Below are 20,344 nucleotides of genomic sequence, written 5' to 3'. Positions count from 1 at the left end.
AGGTTTCCTCCTTAGTCCATTAGGGCAAATGAAAATTCGCCGACAACAGCAACTTTACCATTTACGGAACCTGAACCACTGGCAAAATAAAAAGGTGGCTTAGATCGGGTAATGCTGCAGGTGATTTCCAATGTATCGCCAGGCAGTACTTTATTTTTAAATTTTACTTTGTTAAGTCCGGTGAAATAAGGCGTTTTATTGGTGCCACTGATTTCAGCCAGCAATACACACGTGGTTTGGGCCATGATTTCACAAAGAATAACTCCGGGTACCACAGGGTTTCCGGGAAAGTGACCTTGTAAAAACCATTCGTCGCCTTTCACCGTGTAACGTCCAACTGCGGTAGTTTCATCAACTTTTTCAGCCTCATCAATGAGGAGCATCGGTTCTCGATGGGGTAAGATGTTTTTTAATGCTTCGCGTTTCATTCTTGTTCCTCTTTAATGCGATACAGAACCTGCCCATATTCGACAACCTGGCCATTTCCAACGCATACTTCCATAATAGTACCTGATGTTTCGGCGGTAATTTCATTCATCAGTTTCATCGCTTCGATGATACACAGCGTATCACCTTCTTCAAAATGCTGTCCCCGCGAAACATAAGGGGGTTTATCCGGTTGGCTGCCCTGATAAAACACACCGACCATCGGCGATTTTATTTCTTTCCATTGAGCGTCAATCGGTGGTTCGATCGGTTCAGCCTCAACGACCTGGGTTTTGTGCCAAACATTTTGGCTCAGGTCCTCTTGAAAATGGTTTTCTGAAGGCAGCGAAGCCTGAGCCAAAACAATCTCCCGTTTCATTTCTATTTTAAGGTTACCCTGATCAATGGAAAGACTGGTCAGGTTTTCGGCAGACATGACTTTAGCCAATGTCAGGATTATTTCCGTGGTTAATTCCATATCTACACCTCTGTATATTTTACAAATGCCAAACAACCGTTATGGCCGCCAAATCCCAAGGATAGCGATAGCGCCACATTGCTCTGGATCAAACGTTTTTCATTGGGAACAACATCTAAATCACAATCCGGATCTGGTTCTTTATACCCGATGGTCGGCGGAATAACGCCATCTTTCAAGGCCATAATAGCAGCGATAGCTTCAATCGCGCCAGCCGCACCCAACATATGTCCGGTCATGGATTTGGTTGAACTGACCAGCGTTCGTGACAGGTGATCACCCATGGCTTTTTTAATGGCAATGGTTTCTGATTTGTCATTTAAGGGGGTGCTGGTACCATGGGTATTGATGTAAAACTGTGAATCTTCAAGGATGACTCCGGCAGCAACGGCTTCAGCCAGGGCCTGGCTGATGGATCGAGCGCCACCGATAGCTTCCGGGTGAGGGGCCGTGATATGATAAGCGTCGCAGGTATTTCCGTACCCGACGATTTCGCCATAAATCTTTGCTCCGCGCTTTAAGGCTGTTTCCAGATCTTCTAAAATAAGTGCTCCGGCACCTTCGCCCATAACAAAGCCGCTGCGGCGTTTGTCAAAAGGAATCGATGCCTGAGTAGGATCGTTAACCGTGGTCAAAGCCATACAATTTGTAAAGCCGGCAATGGCAAGCGGGGTAATACTGGCTTCCGTTCCGCCGGCAATAATGGCATCGGCATACCCGTGCTTAATGGCACGGTAGGCTTCACCAATCGCGTTTGTTGATGTGGCGCAGGCGGTCACAACCGGCAGACAGGGCCCTTGGGCATTGTAGCGAATGGCGATGGAGCCGGCGGCAATGTTCGAGATCATCATCGGAATGAAGAAAGGGGAGATTCGCCCCGGTCCTTTGGTGGTCATTTTTTCGCATTCAGTAATAAAGGTGTGAATGCCGCCAATTCCAGATCCCATGTAGACGCCTAAACGGGTTGGATCCACGTGTTCCTGAACACCGCTGTCTTCCATCGCCTGAACGGCAGCGCCTAAGGCGTATTGGGTAAAAAGATCAGTTTTTCGGATTTCGTTTTTCTTAATATAGTCCAGGGGTTCAAAATCATTGACTTCCCCGGCAATCGTTACTTTTAAATCAGTGGTGTCGAATTTTTTAATAAAATCAATCCCACATTTTCCATTAACCAGGTTCTTCCATAGGGTGTCCACGGTGTTGCCCACTGGGGAAATTGCACCGCATCCTGTTATGACAACTCTTCGTTTCATTGATTACTCCTAAATATAGAGACCGCCATCAACTTTGATGACTTCTCCGGTAATATAGTTTGAATATTCACTGCTTAAATATACACAGAGGTTTGCAATATCCTCTGGCTGTCCCAAACGTTTCAACGGAATTAACTTGAGAATTTCCGCCTGAATTTCAGGTTTTAGATCTTTGGTCATGTCAGTATCAATAAAACCAGGGGCAATGGCATTGCAGGTTACTCCACGCAACGCCATTTCTTTGGCCGTTGATTTGGTTAAGCCAATGAGTCCCGCTTTGGCAGCAGCATAATTACATTGTCCAATGTTGCCCATAAGACCTGACACCGAAGAAATATTGATGATTCGGCCTTTCCGTTGTTTCAATAGATACGCGCCCACATGTTTGGTCATGTTAAAGGCGCCCTTTAAATTTGTGGCAATGACAGAGTCAAAATCTTCTTCTTTCATGGCAATCAAAAGCTTGTCATTCGTAATCCCGGCATTATTCACAAGAATATCCAGATTGCCAAAATCTTTAATAATCTGGGCAACCATAATCTTGGTTGCATTAAAATCGGATACGTCACATTGATAGCTCTGAGCTTTGACGCCTAAGGCGATACATTCATTTTTAGTATCTTCGGCTCTTTTTTCGCTGCCGCGATAAACAATGGCAACATTTCCGTGTGCTTCAGCAATTTTCAAAGCAATAGCCCGGCCAATTCCTTTGGCGCCGCCAGTTATTAGTGCTGTTTTTCCTGTTAACATTTGAAAGACCAGTCCTTTCCGGCATCTTTGGCTTCAATATAATCCTTGAAAATCAATTCGCAGTGATAGTAAGCGAGAGCAGGATTTATTTTCTTTATAAATCCCCCCAGTGTTGTTCCGGGACCACACTCAATAAAGGTTGTGAAGCCGTCATCAATCATTCTGCGGATTGTTTTTTCCCACTGTACCGGGTGATTGATCTGGTACAGAATATTAGATCTGATCGCTAAGGGTGACTCCGGATATGGCGTGGCATCGACATTAGAGTAAAGGGGAATAAATCCTTTGGAAAAAGTCAATTCGAAAATATCTTTTTCCAAAATTTTAGTTGCATAAGTCATAAAAGGGGAATGAAAGCCGCCCGGTAAACTCAGCGGAATAGCTCTTCCTCCGGAATCTTTAACACGTTTAACGAATGCTGCCACATCACATTTTAATAGCGACACCACTAGTTGACCGGGACAATTGTAATTTACCGGATAGCACTGGCTGAACTCACTGCATAGTGCTTCAACTTGAGTATTGTTTCGCCTTAAAACCACGACCATGGCAGCATCTGTTTTACCAGCGGCTTGTTCCATGGCCTGACCACGCTTTTTGACAAATTTCAAGCCATCTTCCAAAGATAACATATCAGCGGCAACCAGACCGGTTACTTCACCTAATGAAAAGCCGGCAAGCCCCTGAATGGCAACTCCGATCGCTCGTAAAGCTTCCAAAGCAGCTAACTCTACGGCAAAAATACAAGGCTGAGTATTACAGGTTTTATTCAATTCTTCTAACGGACCTTCAAAACATTGTTTTAAAGTCCCGACTCGAAGGGATTCGATTTGATCAAATACTTTTTTCGCGGCAGGACTCTGTTCATATAATGATTTTCCCATTCCGATAAACTGGGATCCCTGACCCGGAAAGAGTACGGCTATTTTACCCATTGAAGTCCTCCTTTTAAGGCGGTTTCGGTTTCTTTTACCAGTGTTAAGATAATGTCTTTTGCGCTTTGTTTTGCTTTAATCAATCCGGCAATTTGACCGGCCATAAAACAACCTTTTTGAGAGTCCCCTTCCTGGGCGGCAATACGCAGAGCGCCCCGACCGTATTCTTCCAAGGTTTCTTTGGAGGTTGAGGGGTCATTTTCGGCTTTAAGGAAACTTCTGGTAAATGACGTTTTTAATGCTCGAACGGGATGGCCCAACGATTTTCCGGTAAGCACCGTGTCGATGTCTTTAGCTTTTATAATTTTATCTTTATAATTTTCATGAATATTGGTTTCATCAGCGACTAAGAATCGTGTCCCTAATTGAACACCGACAGCACCCAGCATCAAGGCCGCGGCAATGCCCCGACCATCGCCGATGCCCCCGGCCGCGATGACCGGAATGGAAACGGCATCACAGACCTGTGGAACCAGGGGCAGGGTGGCCATATCGCCGACATGACCGCCGGATTCTCCGCCTTCAGCGATGACTGCTGTTGCACCGGCACGTTCGGCAAAGCGGGCCAGCCCGGTGGAAGGAACGACCGGGATCACTTTAATGCCGGCGGCTATCCAGAGCTTCATGAATTTTCCCGGGTTTCCAGCGCCGGTGGTGATCACCGGTACTTTTTCTTCAATGAGAACCTGGGCGATTTTATCAACATGGGGATTCATCAGCATGACGTTTATTCCAAAGGGCTTGTCAGTCAAGCTTTTGACCTTATGTATTTCTTGTCGCAGCCAGTTTTCATCGGCATTCATTGAAGAAATGATCCCCAAACCACCGGCATTGGATACGGCAGCGGCAAGCTGGGCATCGGATACCCAGGCCATTCCTCCTTGAAGAATGGGAAATTCAATATTTAAAAGATCACACAGTGGTGTTTTTATCATACTGTCACACCTATGCGATTGCTTTTTCGATAAGGCCGACTACATCACCAATCGTTTTAAGCTCTGAATCCATTTCAATGCTTGTATCAAACGATTCTTCAATTTCCATTACCAGTTCAACGGTATCCAATGAATCCAGTTCAAGTTCTTCAAAGCTGGACTCCATCGTTACTTCCAGTTCCGGTTCCTCTTTATAATTACGTAAAATTTCTACTACTTTTTCAAATACCATTTGATTAATCCTCCTAAGATTAAGAATAAATTTTTGTGTTTTTTTGTGAGAAGATCAGGACCATTCCAGGATACAGGCGCCAGTCGTCAGGCCGCCGCCAAAAGCGGTTAAAGCAATCCGGGTTCCCGGAATAAGCTTGCCCTGGCGGTTCATTTCATCCAGAACCAGGGGAATACTGGCGGCCGAGGTATTACCGCAGAAACTCACCTGCAAAACAAATTTTTCCATGGGAATTTTTAATCGTTTTGCGGCACTTTCGATGATTCGCAGGTTAGCCTGATGGGGAATGACATAATCTAAATCATCCAGGGTAATCCCGGCTTCTTTGACAACGATTTTCAAGTCTTTACAGATGGCAGAAACGGCAAAGCGATAAACTTCAGATCCATCCATTTTTAGATAGGGGAGTAGGGTTTCCTGATTTCTCAGAAGGGGGTGATTTCCCTTCTGCCAGGGGATGCACAAGGCATGTTGATTGCCGACTGCTGTTAAATGAATGGCTTTGAGGTCATCGCCTGAAGAAAGAACCGCGGCACCGGCACCATCTCCGAAAAGAACTGCTGTTGCGCGATCTTTCCAATTCACTAATTTTGACATGGCATCAACCGCGATCACCAAAATTTTCATTTGTTTATTTCGGCTAAAGTAGGCATCAGCTACATCCAACCCGTACACAAATCCCGAACAAGCAGCGTTTAAATCAAAACTGGGGCAGGCGGCACCCAGTTCTTTCTCTACAAGACAGGCGAGGGACGGGGTAACGGTGTCGCCGCCAAGCGTCGGACAGATAATAAGATCCAGATCCTGCGGCTTTAACTGGGCATTGTCAAGGGCGTTGAGACTTGCATCAAGGGCAATATCCAAAATGGATTCCTCAACACAAATATGTCTTGCCTCTATTCCGGTTCTTGAAACGATCCATTCATTTGAGGTTTCAAGAAATTCGGTTAGGTCTTCATTGGTCTGAATTGTTTTTGGCAATGCAGATCCTGTGCCAATAATTGAAAAGGACATTTGTTCCTCCAAGCATCATGGGGCAGTGGTTTCATTCTTGTCTGACAGCCCTGATAGTTTTTTTGTGAAAAATCCATTTAATTTTTCCATTCCGTGAATCAAAACTATTTTTTCATCATCGGACATTTCTTTGGAAATATCTTTCACCATTTTCATATGAAAATAATGATGAATTTTATCGATCCTGAGACCTTTATCCATGAGTCGTACATAAACGACTCGTCCATCGACACTGCTTTTTTCTTTTACTACATACCCTTTTTTAACCAATTTATTAATGGCTATTGTCATTGAAGGAAGAGTTATTTTTTGGGCTTGGGCAAGATCGCTGATGGTTTTACCATTATTATCGCTTTTTCCCACATTCTCAATGATGTGCATTTCATTAATGGATAAATCAATATTGGCAGAATGTTTAATGAGATCCTCTTCAAACTTAAGAATATTGTTAAAGGTTTCCACTAAAAGTTCATTGAGTTGGGAAGAAAATGATTCCACAGACACACCTCCGTAATTATTTAGATAGTCTAACTAATTATAATATTAAAAAAACATTTGTCAAGAAAAGCGCTGAAAAATTAAAAAATTACAGGCTTCTTCGTTGCATTAAAAATCCAGCAGTTCATTCATTAATGCTGCTACGGTGGTAATCTCGGTGATTTTATAGGCATTGGCTCCGGAAAAAACATAACCGTTTTCAAAATCTCCGCATTTTCCGGCCATCAGGGCCAAACCGATACAATAGGGTGACGTTTTATAATCACAGGATTTAATACAGTTAAACGGACAGTTCTTAGGCTTTCTTAAACCGGCCGAAACTTCTTCTAAAAAATGATTGTGAATGGCTCGACCGGGTAATCCGGCGGGGCTGACGATAATTTCAATATCCGATTTTTGGGCATTGACCATGGCTTCTTTAAAAGCTAAGGCCGCATCACATTCTTCGGTTGCGACAAATCGGGAACCGATTTGAACGGCTGATGCTCCGGCTTCCAGGGTTGCTCTGACGTCGGCTGCAGTTGTGATGCCGCCGCCGGCAATTAAGGGGATTTTTCGGCCCACTAAATCTTCATAAGGTTTGATTTCTTCAAGAACACCGGGAATAAGACCTGGCAAAGACTGTTCCAATAATCTTTCGGGCGTCAGATCTTCCAGTTTGAAGCCTAAATGGCCTCCTGCTAAAGGTCCCTCCAGCACAATGGCATCCGGAGCTACTTTGTAATGCCGCCACCAGTGTTTTAAAAGCAGTTTTGCCACCCGCTTTGATGAAATAATCGGGGCTATTTTAGTTGCCGAATTTCGGGTCAGTTCGGGAAGGGTTAAGGGCAGACCGGCGCCTGCAAAAATGATATCGACACCGACTTCGATGGCATCCTTGACGATTTGTTCGTATTGAGTCAGAGCAACCATGATGTTGAGTCCGATTGGCCGATTGCCTGATATCGCCTTGGCTCGTTTGAAGTGATCCTCTAGGGCCTGGCGGTTGGCAAGCAGTCGATTCGTTTTGTAGTTTGGGTAATCACACCCCATTTCGACACTGGAAAGCACCCCAAGACCGCCGTTTTTCGAGACATTTCCAGCCAGGCTGGAAAGCGAAATGCCGATGCCCATTCCCCCCTGAACAATGGGTTTTGAGAATTCTAAATCTCCGATATTAAACTGATATTTCAAAAAAAAACCTCCTCTGCAATTAGTCTTGCATTTGGAGGTAATCATAGCATGATTAAACTTAAAAAGTAAAGAAAAAAGCTAATGCTCGGTAATTTTTTCAGGGTTATTTTGTTTAATCTTAAGAAAAGACCATTTGGTTTCGGCGGTGATAATGCCAAGAAAAATAATGATGCAGCCCAGGAGCATGGTGAAGGTAAATTGATCCCCAAGAAGGAGAATCGACAGGGTGCTTCCAAAAACCGATTCCAAACTGAGAAAAATCGCCGCATGCGTAGAACTGGTATGCTTTTGCGCCAGGTTTTGCACTAAAAATGCCAGGAAAGTACAAAATACCCCGAGATATATGCCGTTTAAAAGGCCCGGAACCGGGATGACGATCGTAAATTCTCCGGACCAAAAGACATAAATCAACGAGATGATGGCGGCAAAAGCCAATTGAATCACCGTCAGCGCAATGGGGTCATGCTGCTTTGAAAACATCCCAACGACGACAATGTGACAGGCATAAAGAAAAGCGCAGAGCAGGGTTAGGGCATCACCGATATTGAAGGAAAAGCCAACCGAAAAATCAATGGTCAATAAAGCTAAACCCGTTATCATAATAAAAGCCGCCATAAAATTATATTTGTCCGGTTTGTTTTTCTTGACCGCCCAGTATATAAAGGGAACCATGATTACATTGGTACCCGTTAAAAAAGCCTGCTTTCCAGCCAGCATGTATTGAAGACCGATCATTTGGGCGGCAAAGGCTGAGAACAGAAAAAATCCGATAATACAGCCAGCCTTAATGGTTTCTTTAGATAGATTTCTTAAATTCTTCCGAAAAATAATCCCCGATAAAAGCGCTGCAATGCTAAAACGCAAGGCCATCAGCATCATCGGAGTCATGGAATTTAGAGCATTTTTGGAAGCAACAAAGCCGCTGCCCCATACAAAGGACACAGCGATAAGCCCAAGATCGGCATAAAGAGGGTATTTTGAAGTTTTGTCCATGGTGATTTCCTTTCAAACTGTTATTAATTAATTATAACTAAAAAGATTGGGATAAGCAAAAATATTTTGGCCTCTCGGATTAAAATGGGTTATAATGAATAGATAAAAGATCAAATGATCAACAAACATTAGTGTGAATGTCGCACTAATAAGAAAAATAAAATAGCATAAGGAAAATTTAGATGAAACTCGTATTAGTAAGACATGTTGAAACATTCGGTAATGTAGAGCGCAGACTAAATGGCCATACAGAATCGCAATATACCCGTCGGGGTGAGGCAATGAAAGAACTTTTAGTTGAAGAATTAATTGCTCTGGATGAGAAATTGACTTTTGATAAAATCTACGCCAGCCCAACTTCACGGGCTTTTAAAATTGCCGCGGATGTTGGAGCAGCAACGGGAAAACAAATTCAGGTTGATAATCGTCTGCAAGAATTTAACTTCGGAATTTTCGAAGGAAAAACCAGCGATGAATGTAGTGAAACCGCCAAAACCGAGTGGGATTTATGGATGGATGATTATTTGGATTATGTCGTGCCGGAAGGGCAAAGTCAGCGGGAATACCACACTTTATGTAAAGAATTCTTAGCAGAGCTAAATCCCGATGAAACCGTCTTGCTGGTTGCTCATGGGGGAACTGTTCACGGGATGCTCACGAATCTTTTGGAGCTTCCGATTGACAGTAAATGGCATTTTGATATCAAGTTAGGCAGCATTACCGTTGTTAATTATAATGATGGCTTTGGTATGTTATCAACTATGATGACGCCGGCATATGATGAATTAATAGTTGATCAGCCGCCGTTAGGTGAAGCAAACATTTCAATAATGAAAGCGGCTGTTGCAAATGACTGATCTGATTCTTGTAAAAATGGAATAATAAAGTAATGAAATTGAGAGGAAAAACTTATGCTCGTAGTAGCTTATGATAATCGAAGTGATGTTGAAATAGATGAGTCCATACTGGAGGAAATTGAAGATGCCATGAAACGAACCCTGCTTCATCAGGAAATTGGGGTTGAATGTGAAATTAGTTTTTCGTTTGTAAATGCTGAGGAAATAAAAGAACTGAACGCAAATTATCGGGGCAAAAATGTCGTCACAGATGTTCTTTCCTTTCCCATGCATGAAGATTTCTTATATGATCGGATGATGATCCTTAAAGATAACCCGCACTTGCCGTTACTGCTTGGGGATGTTGTCATTTGTATTCAGCAAGCCATGACACAGGCGGAAGAATATGAAAATACGCTAACCCGGGAGCTTTGCTATCTTTCGGTTCATAGTGTCCTTCATCTTTTGGGGTATGATCATATGGAAGAGAATGAAAAATCGGCGATGCGCAGTATTGAAAAAGAAATTATGGGCGATGATTAGGATACCAAGTTTTTCAATAGAATTAAAATCAGGAGGTGGGAAAAATCAGAAGAAAGCTCACAAAAAGTTTTTCTTATGCCATCGATGGAATAAAATATACGATAAAATCCCAACCCAACATGAGAATTCACCTTGGCGTTGGGACAATTGCCATCGCGGCAGGGATTGCCTTTAGAATCGCAAGTTATGAATGGCTGGCACTGGTGATAGTCATTTTTTTTGTTTTTATATTGGAGATACTAAATACTGCCATTGAAACCCTGGTTGATCTTTATACGGAAGACTATCACCATTTAGCGAAAGTCGCCAAGGATACCGCAGCAGGAGCGGTGATGGTCGCCGCGATCATGTCAGTCTGTGTGGGACTTATTATCTTTTTACCAAAAATAGTCAATTGGTTTTTCTAACCAAAGAAAGAATGTGAACGATGAACGAACCATTTAAATCAGGATTTATCAGTATTGTAGGACGACCAAATGTTGGGAAATCCACTTTATTAAACAATATTATGGGAGAAAAACTGGTCATTACTTCAGCCAAGCCCCAAACCACCCGAAATGCTATTCGTTGTATCTATACCGATGAATATGCCCAGATGGTGTTTATCGATACCCCAGGGATGCATCGACCCAAAAATAAACTAGGTGATTATATGCAAAAAGCCGCCGAAAATACTATTTCGGATGTCGATGTTGTTTTGTATCTGGTTGAGCCGGAGACGAAAATCGGCCCAGGCGATCAGTATATTCTTGAAAAGCTGAGAGTCAGTAAAACACCGGTTATTTTGGTGATCAACAAAATCGATTTGTTGCCAAGAGAAGATCTTCTGGTGACCATGGCCGCGTATCAAAAATATGATTTTCTCAATTGTATCATTCCAATTTCTGCCGCAAAAGGGGATGGAATCAGAGAACTATTGGATATCATTACCAAACTGTTAGAGCCTGGTCCGATGTTTTTCCCGGCCGACATGATTATTGATCAGTCCGAACGTTGGGTCGTCCAGGAACTGATCCGGGAAAAACTTCTGAACCTGTTGAATGATGAGGTACCCCACGGGATAGCCGTTGAAGTCACTGCGATGAAATCTCGAAAAGGAAAAGATATCATTGATATTGAAGCGACCATCTTTTGCGAACGAAAAACCCACAAGGGTATCCTGATCGGCAAGGGCGGTTCCATGCTGACAAAAATCGGCAGTCAGGCTCGCCGTGATATCGAGTTTTTCTTAAAATCCAAGGTCAATCTTCAGCTTTGGGTAAAGGTCCGTTCTGACTGGCGGGAAAGCAATTTTGATCTCAAGGATTTGGGCTATTTTGAATAACCCATTTGGGCAGGAGAATTATGGCACTGATTAAAACAAAAGGCCTGGTTATTAAAGAACAGGCTTATAAAGAACAGGACAAGATTTTGACGATTTTCACCGAGAATGAAGGGAAAATTCAGTGCATGGCCCGGGGCGTACGCCGTCAAAAAAGCGGCCTTTTGGCCAGTACTCAGATTTTCGCCTACGGTGAGTTTGTTTATTATCCCGGGAAGAATTTTGGCATCATCAACCAGGCAAGTTTAATCGAAGCGTTTTATCCGTTAAGAAATGATCTGACAAAAATGGCATTGGCCGCTTATTTGCTGGATCTCATTAACAATGCCTTTGATTTTTATCAAAAGAGTCCGGAGATCCTTAAACTGTTACTGCATGTGTTGTTTTATTTATCAGGGGGAAAAGCCAAAAATGATCTTGTTCTGGTTGGTGCCTTTCAGTTGAAACTCGTCAGTGTTTTGGGTTATCGGCCCGGGATTACTCAATGTATGATTTGTGAATCGGACCAGAAACCGGCTGTTTTCAGTATTGAAGGTTACGGCATTTTATGTAAAAATTGCAAGCATCAGGCGACCGGTTATTCCTATAAATTAAGTCCGGGGATGCTGGAGCTTTTACGGGATTTTTTAAGAAAACCGATCAAAGAACTAAAAGAACAGGATGCTTCCACCGAAGATGCAACAAAAGTCAATGATTTATTGGACCATTACATTGGCTATTGTGTTGGGAAATCATCAAAAGCCTACACTTTTTATAAAAGTTTGCTGAATCCTTTATCGAAAATAAAATAAGTTCCCCTGGTACAAAGTGAGTCAATAATTATCGTGAAAAAGGAGAAAAAAATGTATCTGGCAATGACAATGGAGGGAAAAACGTTGGCGAGCAAGGTCTCGCAACGCTTTGAATTATGTAAGTATTTATTAGTCGTGGAAACGTCTGATTTGAGTATTAATGTGATCGAAAATAAAGCTGATCTTTCAGAAGAAAACCTGGCTCGAAAAGTAATTGAATTCGGTTGTGAAGGCATCATAACCGGCGGACTGAATCCAGCTGCCTTTGATGTTTTGGCTGATGCTTATATCACCAGATATTCAGGAGTCGGTCATTCGGGAACAGAGGCACTGAAGTTACTGGAAAAGCGAAAACTGGAGTTGATTAAAACGGTTGATGGATCCGATGGCTGCGGCCGAGAGCACCAGCAGTTATAAATTAGAGAGTGGATTCGAAAGTGACCCTTAAAACAAAACTTTAAATTAGTGCTTGAAGAAAAAATTCAATAATAAAAGGAGAAAAAAATGGGAAAATTTAAAATGGCACATACGATGATTCGCGTTTTAAATTTGGAGAAATCGCTTGCTTTTTACAAGGAAGTATTAGGCTTTGAAGAAGTGAAACGAAATGATCAGCCTGAGGGCGAGTTTACCTTGGTATTTTTAGGGGATGGTGAATCGAATGGTCATCAATTGGAACTTACCTATAACTATGGTCAAGTTGTACCGTATGATTTAGGCACCGGCTATGGCCATCTGGCATTGCGCGTGGATGATCTTGAGGCGGCTCATGCTGAGCATCAGGCAAAGGGGTATAAACCGACGGATCTAAAGGGTCTCAGTGGCGATGGCAAACCGCGCTTCTACTTTCTTGCCGATCCTGATGGCTATAAAATTGAGATTATTCGAAACTAAAACTGCTGGGCTCAACAAACTGGTAGGCAAAAATTAATGGTAAAAATCATTTAGCACACGTCGTTTCGACGTGTGCTAAAAAATGCAATAAAGTTGATGCGGCTATTGGACGATCAGTGCTTTCATCTTTTCGATAACCTGATCAATGGCGGCTGCTGATACGTCATGGTTAGTGACAAAGCGATACAGGCCATCTTCTTGACCGTTGATTTTGATCTTTTCACTATTTAAGCCGGAAACAAGAGCAGACTCGCTGATGACGGACTCATCCAAAGTGAAAAAAACCATATTAATATCCAATCGATCACGACGAACATGGCAGGAATCAATCTCTTCAAGACGATCAGCCAGATAACGGGCATTTTTATGATCTTCCGATAATCTTGAGGTCATTTCAGTCAGAGCGATGATCCCGGCAGCGGCTAGAATTCCGGCCTGGCGGAGGCCACCGCCCATGAGTTTTCTGTTTTTACGGGCTTTGCGGATAAAATCATTGCTTCCTAACAAAAGTGATCCGACTGGAGCACACAAACCTTTGGAAAGACAAACGTTGACGGAGTCCCCGCAGGCGGCAATCTCTTTCGCATCCACCCCAAGGGCAACCGCGGCATTGAAAATGCGAGCTCCGTCAATATGCACGGGAATATTTTGCGATTTTGCAAGCTGGCAGACGGTCTGCATATTTTCAAGCGGAATAGCGGTTCCGGCTGAATGGGCATTTTCCATACAGATCAAGCCGGTATTGGGAAAATGAATATCATTGCCGCGAATCATCTTTTCCAGCTTGCAAACATCAACTCGCCCGTCATCGGTCGGGAAGGGCCGGGTTTGAACGCCGGAGAGGACTGCTGCCCCGCCGACTTCATGCATGAGAATATGACATTCATCACCCACGAGAATTTCATTACCCCGCTGGGTATGAGACATGATGGCCACCTGATTTCCGAATGTTCCGGAGGGAACAAAAAGAGCCGCTTCTTTTTCAAACCGTTCACTTGCTAATTTTTCCAATTGGTTGACTGTTGGGTCATCACCGTAGACGTCATCACCTACTTCGGCATAAGCCATCGCCTGGCGCATTGCCGCTGTCGGTTGGGTTACGGTATCACTTCTGAGGTCGATCCACATTTCTTTCTCCTTCTAAAATGCTGCTGTATTGTTTTTAAAATATTATACTATACTTTAAAAAAATGTGCCAGATAATGGATCAAGTTTAAAAATGAATCGGCCTCATGAATCATCGGCGGTTGGAAACGGTGGGAATGAAAATAATCAGATTTCTTCTGCCAAATAAATTAACACGCATCATCAAAATTGAAACTGAGTGTTTCGGCGATTTCTTCCCAGGTAGTAAAACCAAGATAGGTTTCTTTGATTTCCTTAATACTTTGGCGAGATAAGTGTTTCAGGGAATTGTCCCACATGGAAGCATCGCCGCTTTGGGAGTTTGCCAAATCATCGAGGTTCGCATCGATATTAAGGAACGCATCACTTAATATATAAAAGCTGATTATTTCCCGTTCATTGACGCCGTTGTAATTTTCTTGTTCATATTTCATGGCGCCTTCAATTTGACGTACCATTTGAATTCGGTCCGTATCTAAATTCGTGCTTTTCGTTAAAGCGTTTTCGGTCTGTTTGGCTTCGCCGATAAAAATAAATTTGTCGGTTTGAACAAAGATATCCGGCTGCGAGTTGCTTTCCAATACCCACCATTTATGAGGAAAACCGGCGGTTTCATCATGGGCAAGGATATTATTGGTGGCTTCTAAAACCGTTCGCTTTTCGCCAGAAATAAGTTCATTTCTTTTTTTTGTTGTTTTGTTTTCGGGAAGAACTCTACCTGCATTGGCCTGATTAAGATTTTCAACAAGCCAGATCAAGCGAGACTTTGTGGGAGCGAGACTTTTCTCTTTTAAGTCGGAACCGTCATAATAAACGGCCTCGATGGTGCCGATATCCTGATCCCGCCAACGGTCTTTTCGGTATCCGTCGTTCATTAGATTTAGGAGATCAATAAAACGTTTACAATCTTCCTGGACGTAATTGGCCATTAAGGAGTTTACCCTCGTTTTAGAACTGCTATTGTTACCCATATACACATTCTCCTCTAACACGATTTTTATCAAGCAATTTAATCATTTTTCCTGAAGTCCAATCCAATAGCTGTGAAATAAATGAAAACGGAGTTACACATTAAAATCAATCTCTACGGTTTACCAACATTAATTCTCGTTCATGTCTTCTATTATACTATTCAAGTCGAATAAATGGTGATTTATATTTATCAATTTACACAATTAATCAGTTTTGTCGATTCAAACAGATGCGGCTTTTTTTAAGGTATATATCGCTGGTTTGAGATAAAATGTGAGCGATAAGAAAGAAACTGTATTTATTTTCAAGAACTCATTATTAAACGGATTACAAATCACTTTGATTAGCGATTAAATAATAATTAAGGAGAGAAGATGGATGATATAATTATCGCTCTAAACAATGTATCCAAAAATTTTGGCAGGAGAATCATTTTAGAGCATATCAATCTGACTATCAAGAAGGGTGAGTCGATTGCACTGCTGGGACATAATGGTACCGGAAAAAGCACTTTGCTAAGAATGATATGCAGCTTAACAAATATTACTTCAGGTAACATTAAATATACAGCCCGATTAAAATTTAATTATGTTCCTGAACATTTCCCCAAGATAGATCTTACAGCTCGTGAATTCATTGGCTATATGGGATTGATTGAGGGAATGTCTGAAAAAATGATTAATGACAGAAGCCGAGAATTATTTCATGAGTTTTTTATGGACGAGATGATTGATGTTCCGATTAAACATTTGTCAAAAGGTACGATTCAAAAAGTTGCCGTAATACAGGCTTTATTGCAGACTCCCGACGTTTTACTGTTGGATGAACCCTTATCAGGGCAGGATAGTCAATCTCAAATGGCCTTTATTAACCTAAGCAAAGAATTAACTAATCAAGGGGTAACCGTCGTCATGTCCTGCCATGAACGTTATCTTGTCAAGCAGTTATCGCACTCAGCCTATGAAATAATCGACAAAAATTTAATGCCGGTAAATTTGACCGGTTTAAAAGAAATTGATTATGATATTATGGTTTTTGATGCCAACCGTGACAAAAATATTGATTCCAGCATCATGGCAGGGATTGAACAATTGAATAATTTTGAAAATCGGTTAGAATTAATTGTCAGAAGAAATAAGAGTGATGAGGTGTTAAAGCAAATGCTAAAGGATGATTTTAAGCTGCGGTCAATGGGAGCAAAAGAAGAATGAAAAATCTGTTAAGATATCATATTAAAGTATATTTCAAATCAAATAAGTTATTATTGCCCTTTTTGATTTATCTGATTTACTTATGCACGGCATATAGTATTATGCCTTATTCAATTGTTTCAAGTTTTTCGGAATCAGCATGGGTCCTGTTTTTTGTGATGACCTATGTAGGCTTCAGCTATACCGAGCTGGAGAATCCGGTTACCGAACAATTGGTACTGCTGAAAGTCAATAACGACAATTTATATTATTTCAGTCGAATAACAGTTCTTCTGATTGTTGGGGTTATTATGAGTGTCATGGGAATTTTATATCCTGTGATTTTCAATGTTATTAATCATTCGCTATTATTTACCAGAAGCTTGATGCTTTCGGATATTATGTTTGGATTTGTTTTACATTGCACGATGGGATTCTTAGGGGTTATGACCGGTTCGCTTTTTCACCCGAGAATTATTAAAAACAGAAAAATAGCGATCCTGATGGTGTTTTTTGTTGCAATATTGTCCGTAGCAAAAGGATCGTTAATAAAAGAACTGCCATTGATTCGCTTAGTTACCGGGATTTTCCCACCGGTTTATGATATTCTTGTGACATTTACAAATAGAGATTTTTTTAGTTTGCAAACGATGGTGATACCAATTCTGGGGGGGATAATTTACGGGACTGTATTAATGCTTGCGCAGATATATTTTTTAAAGAAAAATAAATTCTAACGCGTTGTGATCGTATCAAAGAGCTAAAGAATCAAGATAATTCTATTTGAAAATTTTGATTCCATCACCCCAAAGTGGGTACTTAAATGTAAGCTAATAAAAATAACGTAAAAATATTAAATAGATATAAAACATGCAGCTTTCGAAAAGTGAGAAACAAGAAAAAGAAAACTCTTTTGTTAAATTTTCGAAAGCTTTTTTAAGAAAAATAATGATTTGCAGGAGTGTTTGTGTTTTTTGAAATAAATCGCTTGAAAGGCTTTGCAAAAGGAAAATATAACAAGAGTATTAATTGCTAAATTGATCTTTCGTAATTTAGAAAATTGAATTTATTAGCTAATTCGTAAATATGAAAATTTTATTAAATAATGATTGACAGAAAGATTAAATTGATTTAAAATTGATTTATCGTAAAAAAGAGTCAATAAATAATTGCTCTTTTGAAAAGATAAGAACAAAGAAGTTTAACGAGGAGGTAGATTAGTATTGATTATTATTGGCGAAAAAATCAACGGAGCTATTCCTTCGACAGCTAAAGCAATTGCTGAAAAGGATGCAGACTTTATTCGAAATCTTGCCAAAATCCAAACAGAAGCAGGTGCGGATTATATTGATGTCTGTGCTTCGGTGGAGGATAGCATTGAACTTGATACCATGAAATGGCTGATTGACTTAGTGCAAGAAGTTACCGATACACCGATTGCCGTAGATAGCCCGAATGTACATACCTGCGTTGAGGCGATGAAATATTGTAACAAACCAGGTTTATTCAATTCCGTATCATTAGAAGGTGATAAAGTTGACATTGCATTCGCTGAAATCGCTAACACGAAATGGGAATGTGTGGCACTTTTAAACAGTGATAAGGGCATTCCCAAAACAGCTAAAGACCGTTTGGATGTCTTTATCGATTTAATGGCAAAAGTGAAAGAATATCATATCGATCCATCTCGCATCCATATTGATCCCTTAATTGAAATGCTCTGTACCTCAGAAGAGGGCATCAGCATGGTAACCGAAGTCATTAGAGGCATTAAAGAACAGTATCCCACCATTCATGTCACCGGTGCCGTCAGCAACATTTCCTTTAATCTGCCTGCCCGAAAAATCGTCAACCAGGCCTTTGCCGTACTGGCCATGAACGCCGGAATGGACAGCTTTATCCTGGATCCGCTGAATCAGGATCTGATGGGGATGCTTTTTGCCACCGAAGCGCTGCTGGGTGAAGACGACTACTGTATGGAATATATCGGTGCCTATCGTGAAGGTATCTTTGGTCAGAAAAAATAATTATAGAAAAAATAATTATATAGTTTAACTACACACATAGTTAAGAAAAATTAATTAAAAAATAGGAGGAAGAAAAAAATGTCAAAAATTGAAGAAGTAAAAGCTAAGGTAGAAATTGGAAAATCAAAACTAGTTCCCGGTTTGGTACAGGAAGCACTAGATGAAGGAAATAAACCAGAAGATATTCTTCAGGCGATGGTTGATTCAATGAGCGTTGTAGGGGAAAAATTCTCGGCAGGAGAAATATTTGTCCCTGAAATGCTGATTGCCGCTAAAGCAATGTCAAAAGGGGTTGATGTACTTCGACCACTTCTTGCCGGTGATGGTGCATCTTCATTGGGAACCTGTGTTATCGGTACTGTAGCAGGAGATTTACATGATATTGGTAAAAACCTTGTTGCCATGATGATTGAAAGTGCTGGATTTACAGTAGTTGACCTTGGTGTTGATGTACCAGCCGATAAATTTGTTGCCGCGATTAAAGAAAATGAAAATGTAACATTAGTAGCCTGTTCAGGACTGCTAACGACAACAATGCCGGCACTGAAAGAAGCTGTTGCCACGATTAAAGCCAGTGGATTAAATGTTAAAGTCATCGTTGGCGGAGCACCTGTAACGCCAGAATACGCCGCTGAAATCGGTGCTGATGCTTATGCACCTGATGCTGGTTCTGCAGCCGTAAAAGCAAAAGAAATCGTAGCTTAAATATAGACAAGAAAATAGTTAGAGTGTCAAAATGATTTTTGACACTCTAAACAAAATCTTAGACTAAGAATAAAGGAGGCAATGTAATGTTAACTAAAAGACAAAATTTAATGGAAACGATTAAAGGTGGCAAACCTGATCGCTTTGTAAAACAATATGAATTTATGAACTTCATAATGGAAGCTCCAATGGGCGCTATGGTAGGTCCAGGTCAGACAATTGTGAATGACTGGGGCATTACATTCACATGGCCAGAAGGTCAGTTGGGCGGGTTCCCTGTTCATGATGATGAACACAAAGTATTGAAAGATATTACTGAATGGCGGAAATTCGTTAAAGCACCTTCGGCTATCTACCCAGAAGAAAGATGGGCGGCAGCGATTGAACATGCCAATTCAATTGATCGCAACGAAGAATTTGTAACGTGTTTTGTTGCTCCTGGTATTTTTGAAATGACGCATCATCTAATGAGCATGGAAGATGCCTTAATGGCGCTTTATGAAGAACCTGAAGACATGCATGACCTGATTGATTACCTTGTTGAGTACGAATTGGCATATGCAAAACAAATAGTTGATCACCTTCATCCAGATTGTATTTTTCATCATGATGACTGGGGCAGTCAACGTTCGTCATTCGTTTCTCCTGAAATGTTTGAAGAGTTCTTTTTACCGGCATACAAGAAAATCTATGGCTTCTATAAAGCAAATGGTGTGGAACTGATTGTCCATCACAGTGATTCCTACGCTGCAAATCTTGTTCCTTTCATGATTGAAATGGGAATTGACATTTGGCAGGGAGTTATGACAACAAATAATGTTCCCGAACTGATCAAAAAATACGGCGGCCAAATCTCCTTCATGGGTGATATTGACAGTGGCGTAATTGATTTCCCGGGCTGGACACCGGAGATCATTTTTGAGAAAACTAAAGAAGCATGTGAAAGATGTGGCAAATTATACTTTATTCCCGGCGCAAGCCATGGCTTGAATTTTGGCTGCTTCCCAGGCGTATATGAATCAAATGATGAAGCGATCGATAAAATGAGCAAGGAAATGTTTTAACCTAATCGAAGATACTTTAATTAATAGCTCTATTTTGGCAAATTCCTTGTGAGGAACTAAGCCAAAATAGAGTTTTATGTCGTTCAAATTAAATTGAACAAGGAAATTAATTTTATAATTAAAGGGTGGTTAAGATATAAAAAACTTGTCACGCGTTGAATTACTCTCTATAATAGTTACAGAATGGTA

At 41.2% G+C, this 20,344-nt stretch carries 25 protein-coding genes; 12 read left to right on the top strand and 13 right to left on the bottom strand.

Annotated features, from left to right (window positions below; translation table 11 throughout):
• Positions 1-11 precede the first annotated feature (11 nt).
• The 11 genes from fabZ to FZC41_RS03515 all read right to left on the bottom strand — a co-directional run bounded on the left by fabZ (position 12) and on the right by FZC41_RS03515 (position 8,687).
• Positions 12-428, bottom strand: coding sequence for a 3-hydroxyacyl-ACP dehydratase FabZ (gene fabZ, locus FZC41_RS03565; protein WP_148566007.1), 417 nt, complete (start codon positions 426-428; stop codon positions 12-14).
• Entirely contained in the window at positions 425-904 is a 480-nt protein-coding gene (gene accB / locus FZC41_RS03560; RefSeq protein ID WP_148566006.1) for an acetyl-CoA carboxylase biotin carboxyl carrier protein, read from the bottom strand. The genes fabZ and accB overlap by 4 nt, the downstream gene beginning before the upstream one ends.
• Before the next feature lie 2 nt (positions 905-906).
• Positions 907-2,157 (bottom strand): beta-ketoacyl-ACP synthase II, encoded by a 1,251-nt coding sequence (gene fabF / locus FZC41_RS03555; RefSeq protein WP_148566005.1) that lies wholly within the window; start codon positions 2,155-2,157, stop codon positions 907-909.
• Positions 2,158-2,166: 9 nt separating this feature from the next.
• Positions 2,167-2,907, bottom strand: coding sequence for a 3-oxoacyl-[acyl-carrier-protein] reductase (fabG, locus tag FZC41_RS03550; protein WP_148566004.1), 741 nt, complete (start codon positions 2,905-2,907; stop codon positions 2,167-2,169).
• On the bottom strand, positions 2,901-3,842 hold the full coding sequence (locus FZC41_RS03545; protein WP_148566003.1) for an ACP S-malonyltransferase: 942 nt from the start codon (positions 3,840-3,842) through the stop codon (positions 2,901-2,903). The genes fabG and FZC41_RS03545 overlap by 7 nt, the downstream gene beginning before the upstream one ends.
• Positions 3,830-4,777 (bottom strand): enoyl-[acyl-carrier-protein] reductase FabK, encoded by a 948-nt coding sequence (fabK, locus tag FZC41_RS03540; protein WP_148566002.1) that lies wholly within the window; start codon positions 4,775-4,777, stop codon positions 3,830-3,832. Before fabK ends, FZC41_RS03545 begins: the two co-directional genes overlap by 13 nt.
• 10 nt (positions 4,778-4,787) lie before the next feature.
• The gene (locus tag FZC41_RS03535; RefSeq protein ID WP_148566001.1) at positions 4,788-5,009 is read right to left on the bottom strand and encodes an acyl carrier protein; all 222 of its coding nucleotides are present in this window, start codon (positions 5,007-5,009) and stop codon (positions 4,788-4,790) included.
• Between the two features lie 54 nt (positions 5,010-5,063).
• Entirely contained in the window at positions 5,064-6,023 is a 960-nt protein-coding gene (locus tag FZC41_RS03530; RefSeq protein WP_148566000.1) for a beta-ketoacyl-ACP synthase III, read from the bottom strand.
• Positions 6,024-6,038: 15 nt separating this feature from the next.
• Entirely contained in the window at positions 6,039-6,521 is a 483-nt protein-coding gene (locus FZC41_RS03525; RefSeq protein ID WP_148565999.1) for a MarR family winged helix-turn-helix transcriptional regulator, read from the bottom strand.
• A gap of 108 nt (positions 6,522-6,629) precedes the next feature.
• Positions 6,630-7,694, bottom strand: coding sequence for an NAD(P)H-dependent flavin oxidoreductase (locus FZC41_RS03520; protein WP_205737053.1), 1,065 nt, complete (start codon positions 7,692-7,694; stop codon positions 6,630-6,632).
• Between the two features lie 78 nt (positions 7,695-7,772).
• Positions 7,773-8,687: a DMT family transporter gene (locus FZC41_RS03515; protein ID WP_148565997.1), complete on the bottom strand. Its 915-nt coding sequence runs from the start codon at positions 8,685-8,687 to the stop codon at positions 7,773-7,775.
• Between the two features lie 182 nt (positions 8,688-8,869).
• On the opposite strand from FZC41_RS03515, the gene FZC41_RS03510 reads away from it, so the two are divergent.
• The 7 genes from FZC41_RS03510 (at position 8,870) to gloA (ending at position 13,072) form a co-directional block, all read left to right on the top strand.
• Positions 8,870-9,544, top strand: coding sequence for a histidine phosphatase family protein (locus tag FZC41_RS03510; RefSeq protein WP_148565996.1), 675 nt, complete (start codon positions 8,870-8,872; stop codon positions 9,542-9,544).
• 54 nt (positions 9,545-9,598) lie between these two features.
• Entirely contained in the window at positions 9,599-10,066 is a 468-nt protein-coding gene (ybeY, locus tag FZC41_RS03505; RefSeq protein WP_148565995.1) for an rRNA maturation RNase YbeY, read from the top strand.
• A gap of 35 nt (positions 10,067-10,101) precedes the next feature.
• Complete coding sequence (locus tag FZC41_RS03500; RefSeq protein ID WP_148565994.1) at positions 10,102-10,473, top strand: diacylglycerol kinase family protein; 372 nt, start codon at positions 10,102-10,104, stop codon at positions 10,471-10,473.
• A gap of 20 nt (positions 10,474-10,493) precedes the next feature.
• Positions 10,494-11,390: a GTPase Era gene (era, locus tag FZC41_RS03495; RefSeq protein WP_148565993.1), complete on the top strand. Its 897-nt coding sequence runs from the start codon at positions 10,494-10,496 to the stop codon at positions 11,388-11,390.
• Between the two features lie 20 nt (positions 11,391-11,410).
• On the top strand, positions 11,411-12,178 hold the full coding sequence (recO, locus tag FZC41_RS03490) for a DNA repair protein RecO (protein ID WP_148565992.1): 768 nt from the start codon (positions 11,411-11,413) through the stop codon (positions 12,176-12,178).
• A gap of 51 nt (positions 12,179-12,229) precedes the next feature.
• On the top strand, positions 12,230-12,595 hold the full coding sequence (locus FZC41_RS03485; protein WP_148565991.1) for a NifB/NifX family molybdenum-iron cluster-binding protein: 366 nt from the start codon (positions 12,230-12,232) through the stop codon (positions 12,593-12,595).
• An 87-nt stretch (positions 12,596-12,682) separates the two neighbouring features.
• The gene (gloA, locus tag FZC41_RS03480; protein WP_148565990.1) at positions 12,683-13,072 is read left to right on the top strand and encodes a lactoylglutathione lyase; all 390 of its coding nucleotides are present in this window, start codon (positions 12,683-12,685) and stop codon (positions 13,070-13,072) included.
• A 102-nt stretch (positions 13,073-13,174) separates the two neighbouring features.
• Here the strand turns inward: gloA and ltaE are convergent, their stop codons facing one another.
• Entirely contained in the window at positions 13,175-14,200 is a 1,026-nt protein-coding gene (gene ltaE / locus FZC41_RS03475) for a low-specificity L-threonine aldolase (RefSeq protein WP_148565989.1), read from the bottom strand.
• Between the two features lie 167 nt (positions 14,201-14,367).
• Positions 14,368-15,168: a hypothetical protein gene (locus FZC41_RS03470; RefSeq protein ID WP_148565988.1), complete on the bottom strand. Its 801-nt coding sequence runs from the start codon at positions 15,166-15,168 to the stop codon at positions 14,368-14,370.
• 375 nt (positions 15,169-15,543) lie between these two features.
• Between FZC41_RS03470 and FZC41_RS03465 the strand changes: the two genes are divergently transcribed.
• The 5 genes from FZC41_RS03465 (at position 15,544) to FZC41_RS03445 (ending at position 20,155) form a co-directional block, all read left to right on the top strand.
• Positions 15,544-16,380 (top strand): ATP-binding cassette domain-containing protein, encoded by an 837-nt coding sequence (locus FZC41_RS03465; protein ID WP_148565987.1) that lies wholly within the window; start codon positions 15,544-15,546, stop codon positions 16,378-16,380.
• Positions 16,377-17,096 carry a hypothetical protein gene (locus tag FZC41_RS03460; RefSeq protein WP_148565986.1) on the top strand — a complete coding sequence of 240 codons (720 nt, stop codon included), beginning with the start codon at positions 16,377-16,379 and terminating at the stop codon, positions 17,094-17,096. Before FZC41_RS03465 ends, FZC41_RS03460 begins: the two co-directional genes overlap by 4 nt.
• Positions 17,097-17,582: 486 nt before the next feature.
• Positions 17,583-18,386 (top strand): methyltetrahydrofolate cobalamin methyltransferase, encoded by an 804-nt coding sequence (locus FZC41_RS03455; protein ID WP_148565985.1) that lies wholly within the window; start codon positions 17,583-17,585, stop codon positions 18,384-18,386.
• Positions 18,387-18,464: 78 nt separating this feature from the next.
• Positions 18,465-19,091, top strand: coding sequence for a corrinoid protein (locus FZC41_RS03450; RefSeq protein WP_148565984.1), 627 nt, complete (start codon positions 18,465-18,467; stop codon positions 19,089-19,091).
• Positions 19,092-19,177: 86 nt separating this feature from the next.
• Positions 19,178-20,155: a uroporphyrinogen decarboxylase family protein gene (locus tag FZC41_RS03445; protein WP_148565983.1), complete on the top strand. Its 978-nt coding sequence runs from the start codon at positions 19,178-19,180 to the stop codon at positions 20,153-20,155.
• Positions 20,156-20,344 lie beyond the last annotated feature (189 nt).

The sequence above is a fragment of the Acetobacterium paludosum genome (genome assembly GCF_008086595.1).
GTDB classification, from domain to species: domain Bacteria; phylum Bacillota; class Clostridia; order Eubacteriales; family Eubacteriaceae; genus Acetobacterium; species Acetobacterium paludosum.
Note: the sequence above shows the minus strand (reverse complement) of the source record. Positions and strands in the feature narration are given on the sequence as shown.

Bases quoted from the DNA above. Each gene is read 5' to 3' on its own strand.
- FZC41_RS03510 (WP_148565996.1), top strand. From the start codon at position 8,870: ATGAAACTCGTATTAGTAAGACATGTTGAAACATTCGGTAATGTAGAG.
- recO (WP_148565992.1), top strand. From the start codon at position 11,411: ATGGCACTGATTAAAACAAAAGGCCTGGTTATTAAAGAACAGGCTTAT.
- fabF (WP_148566005.1), bottom strand. From the start codon at position 2,157: ATGAAACGAAGAGTTGTCATAACAGGATGCGGTGCAATTTCCCCAGTG.
- FZC41_RS03530 (WP_148566000.1), bottom strand. From the start codon at position 6,023: ATGTCCTTTTCAATTATTGGCACAGGATCTGCATTGCCAAAAACAATT.
- ybeY (WP_148565995.1), top strand. From the start codon at position 9,599: ATGCTCGTAGTAGCTTATGATAATCGAAGTGATGTTGAAATAGATGAG.
- fabG (WP_148566004.1), bottom strand. From the start codon at position 2,907: ATGTTAACAGGAAAAACAGCACTAATAACTGGCGGCGCCAAAGGAATT.
- fabK (WP_148566002.1), bottom strand. From the start codon at position 4,777: ATGATAAAAACACCACTGTGTGATCTTTTAAATATTGAATTTCCCATT.
- fabZ (WP_148566007.1), bottom strand. From the start codon at position 428: ATGAAACGCGAAGCATTAAAAAACATCTTACCCCATCGAGAACCGATG.
- FZC41_RS03450 (WP_148565984.1), top strand. From the start codon at position 18,465: ATGTCAAAAATTGAAGAAGTAAAAGCTAAGGTAGAAATTGGAAAATCA.
- FZC41_RS03515 (WP_148565997.1), bottom strand. From the start codon at position 8,687: ATGGACAAAACTTCAAAATACCCTCTTTATGCCGATCTTGGGCTTATC.
- FZC41_RS03445 (WP_148565983.1), top strand. From the start codon at position 19,178: ATGTTAACTAAAAGACAAAATTTAATGGAAACGATTAAAGGTGGCAAA.
- accB (WP_148566006.1), bottom strand. From the start codon at position 904: ATGGAATTAACCACGGAAATAATCCTGACATTGGCTAAAGTCATGTCT.
- era (WP_148565993.1), top strand. From the start codon at position 10,494: ATGAACGAACCATTTAAATCAGGATTTATCAGTATTGTAGGACGACCA.
- gloA (WP_148565990.1), top strand. From the start codon at position 12,683: ATGGGAAAATTTAAAATGGCACATACGATGATTCGCGTTTTAAATTTG.
- FZC41_RS03535 (WP_148566001.1), bottom strand. From the start codon at position 5,009: ATGGTATTTGAAAAAGTAGTAGAAATTTTACGTAATTATAAAGAGGAA.
- FZC41_RS03465 (WP_148565987.1), top strand. From the start codon at position 15,544: ATGGATGATATAATTATCGCTCTAAACAATGTATCCAAAAATTTTGGC.
- FZC41_RS03460 (WP_148565986.1), top strand. From the start codon at position 16,377: ATGAAAAATCTGTTAAGATATCATATTAAAGTATATTTCAAATCAAAT.
- FZC41_RS03485 (WP_148565991.1), top strand. From the start codon at position 12,230: ATGTATCTGGCAATGACAATGGAGGGAAAAACGTTGGCGAGCAAGGTC.
- FZC41_RS03545 (WP_148566003.1), bottom strand. From the start codon at position 3,842: ATGGGTAAAATAGCCGTACTCTTTCCGGGTCAGGGATCCCAGTTTATC.
- FZC41_RS03470 (WP_148565988.1), bottom strand. From the start codon at position 15,168: ATGGGTAACAATAGCAGTTCTAAAACGAGGGTAAACTCCTTAATGGCC.
- ltaE (WP_148565989.1), bottom strand. From the start codon at position 14,200: ATGTGGATCGACCTCAGAAGTGATACCGTAACCCAACCGACAGCGGCA.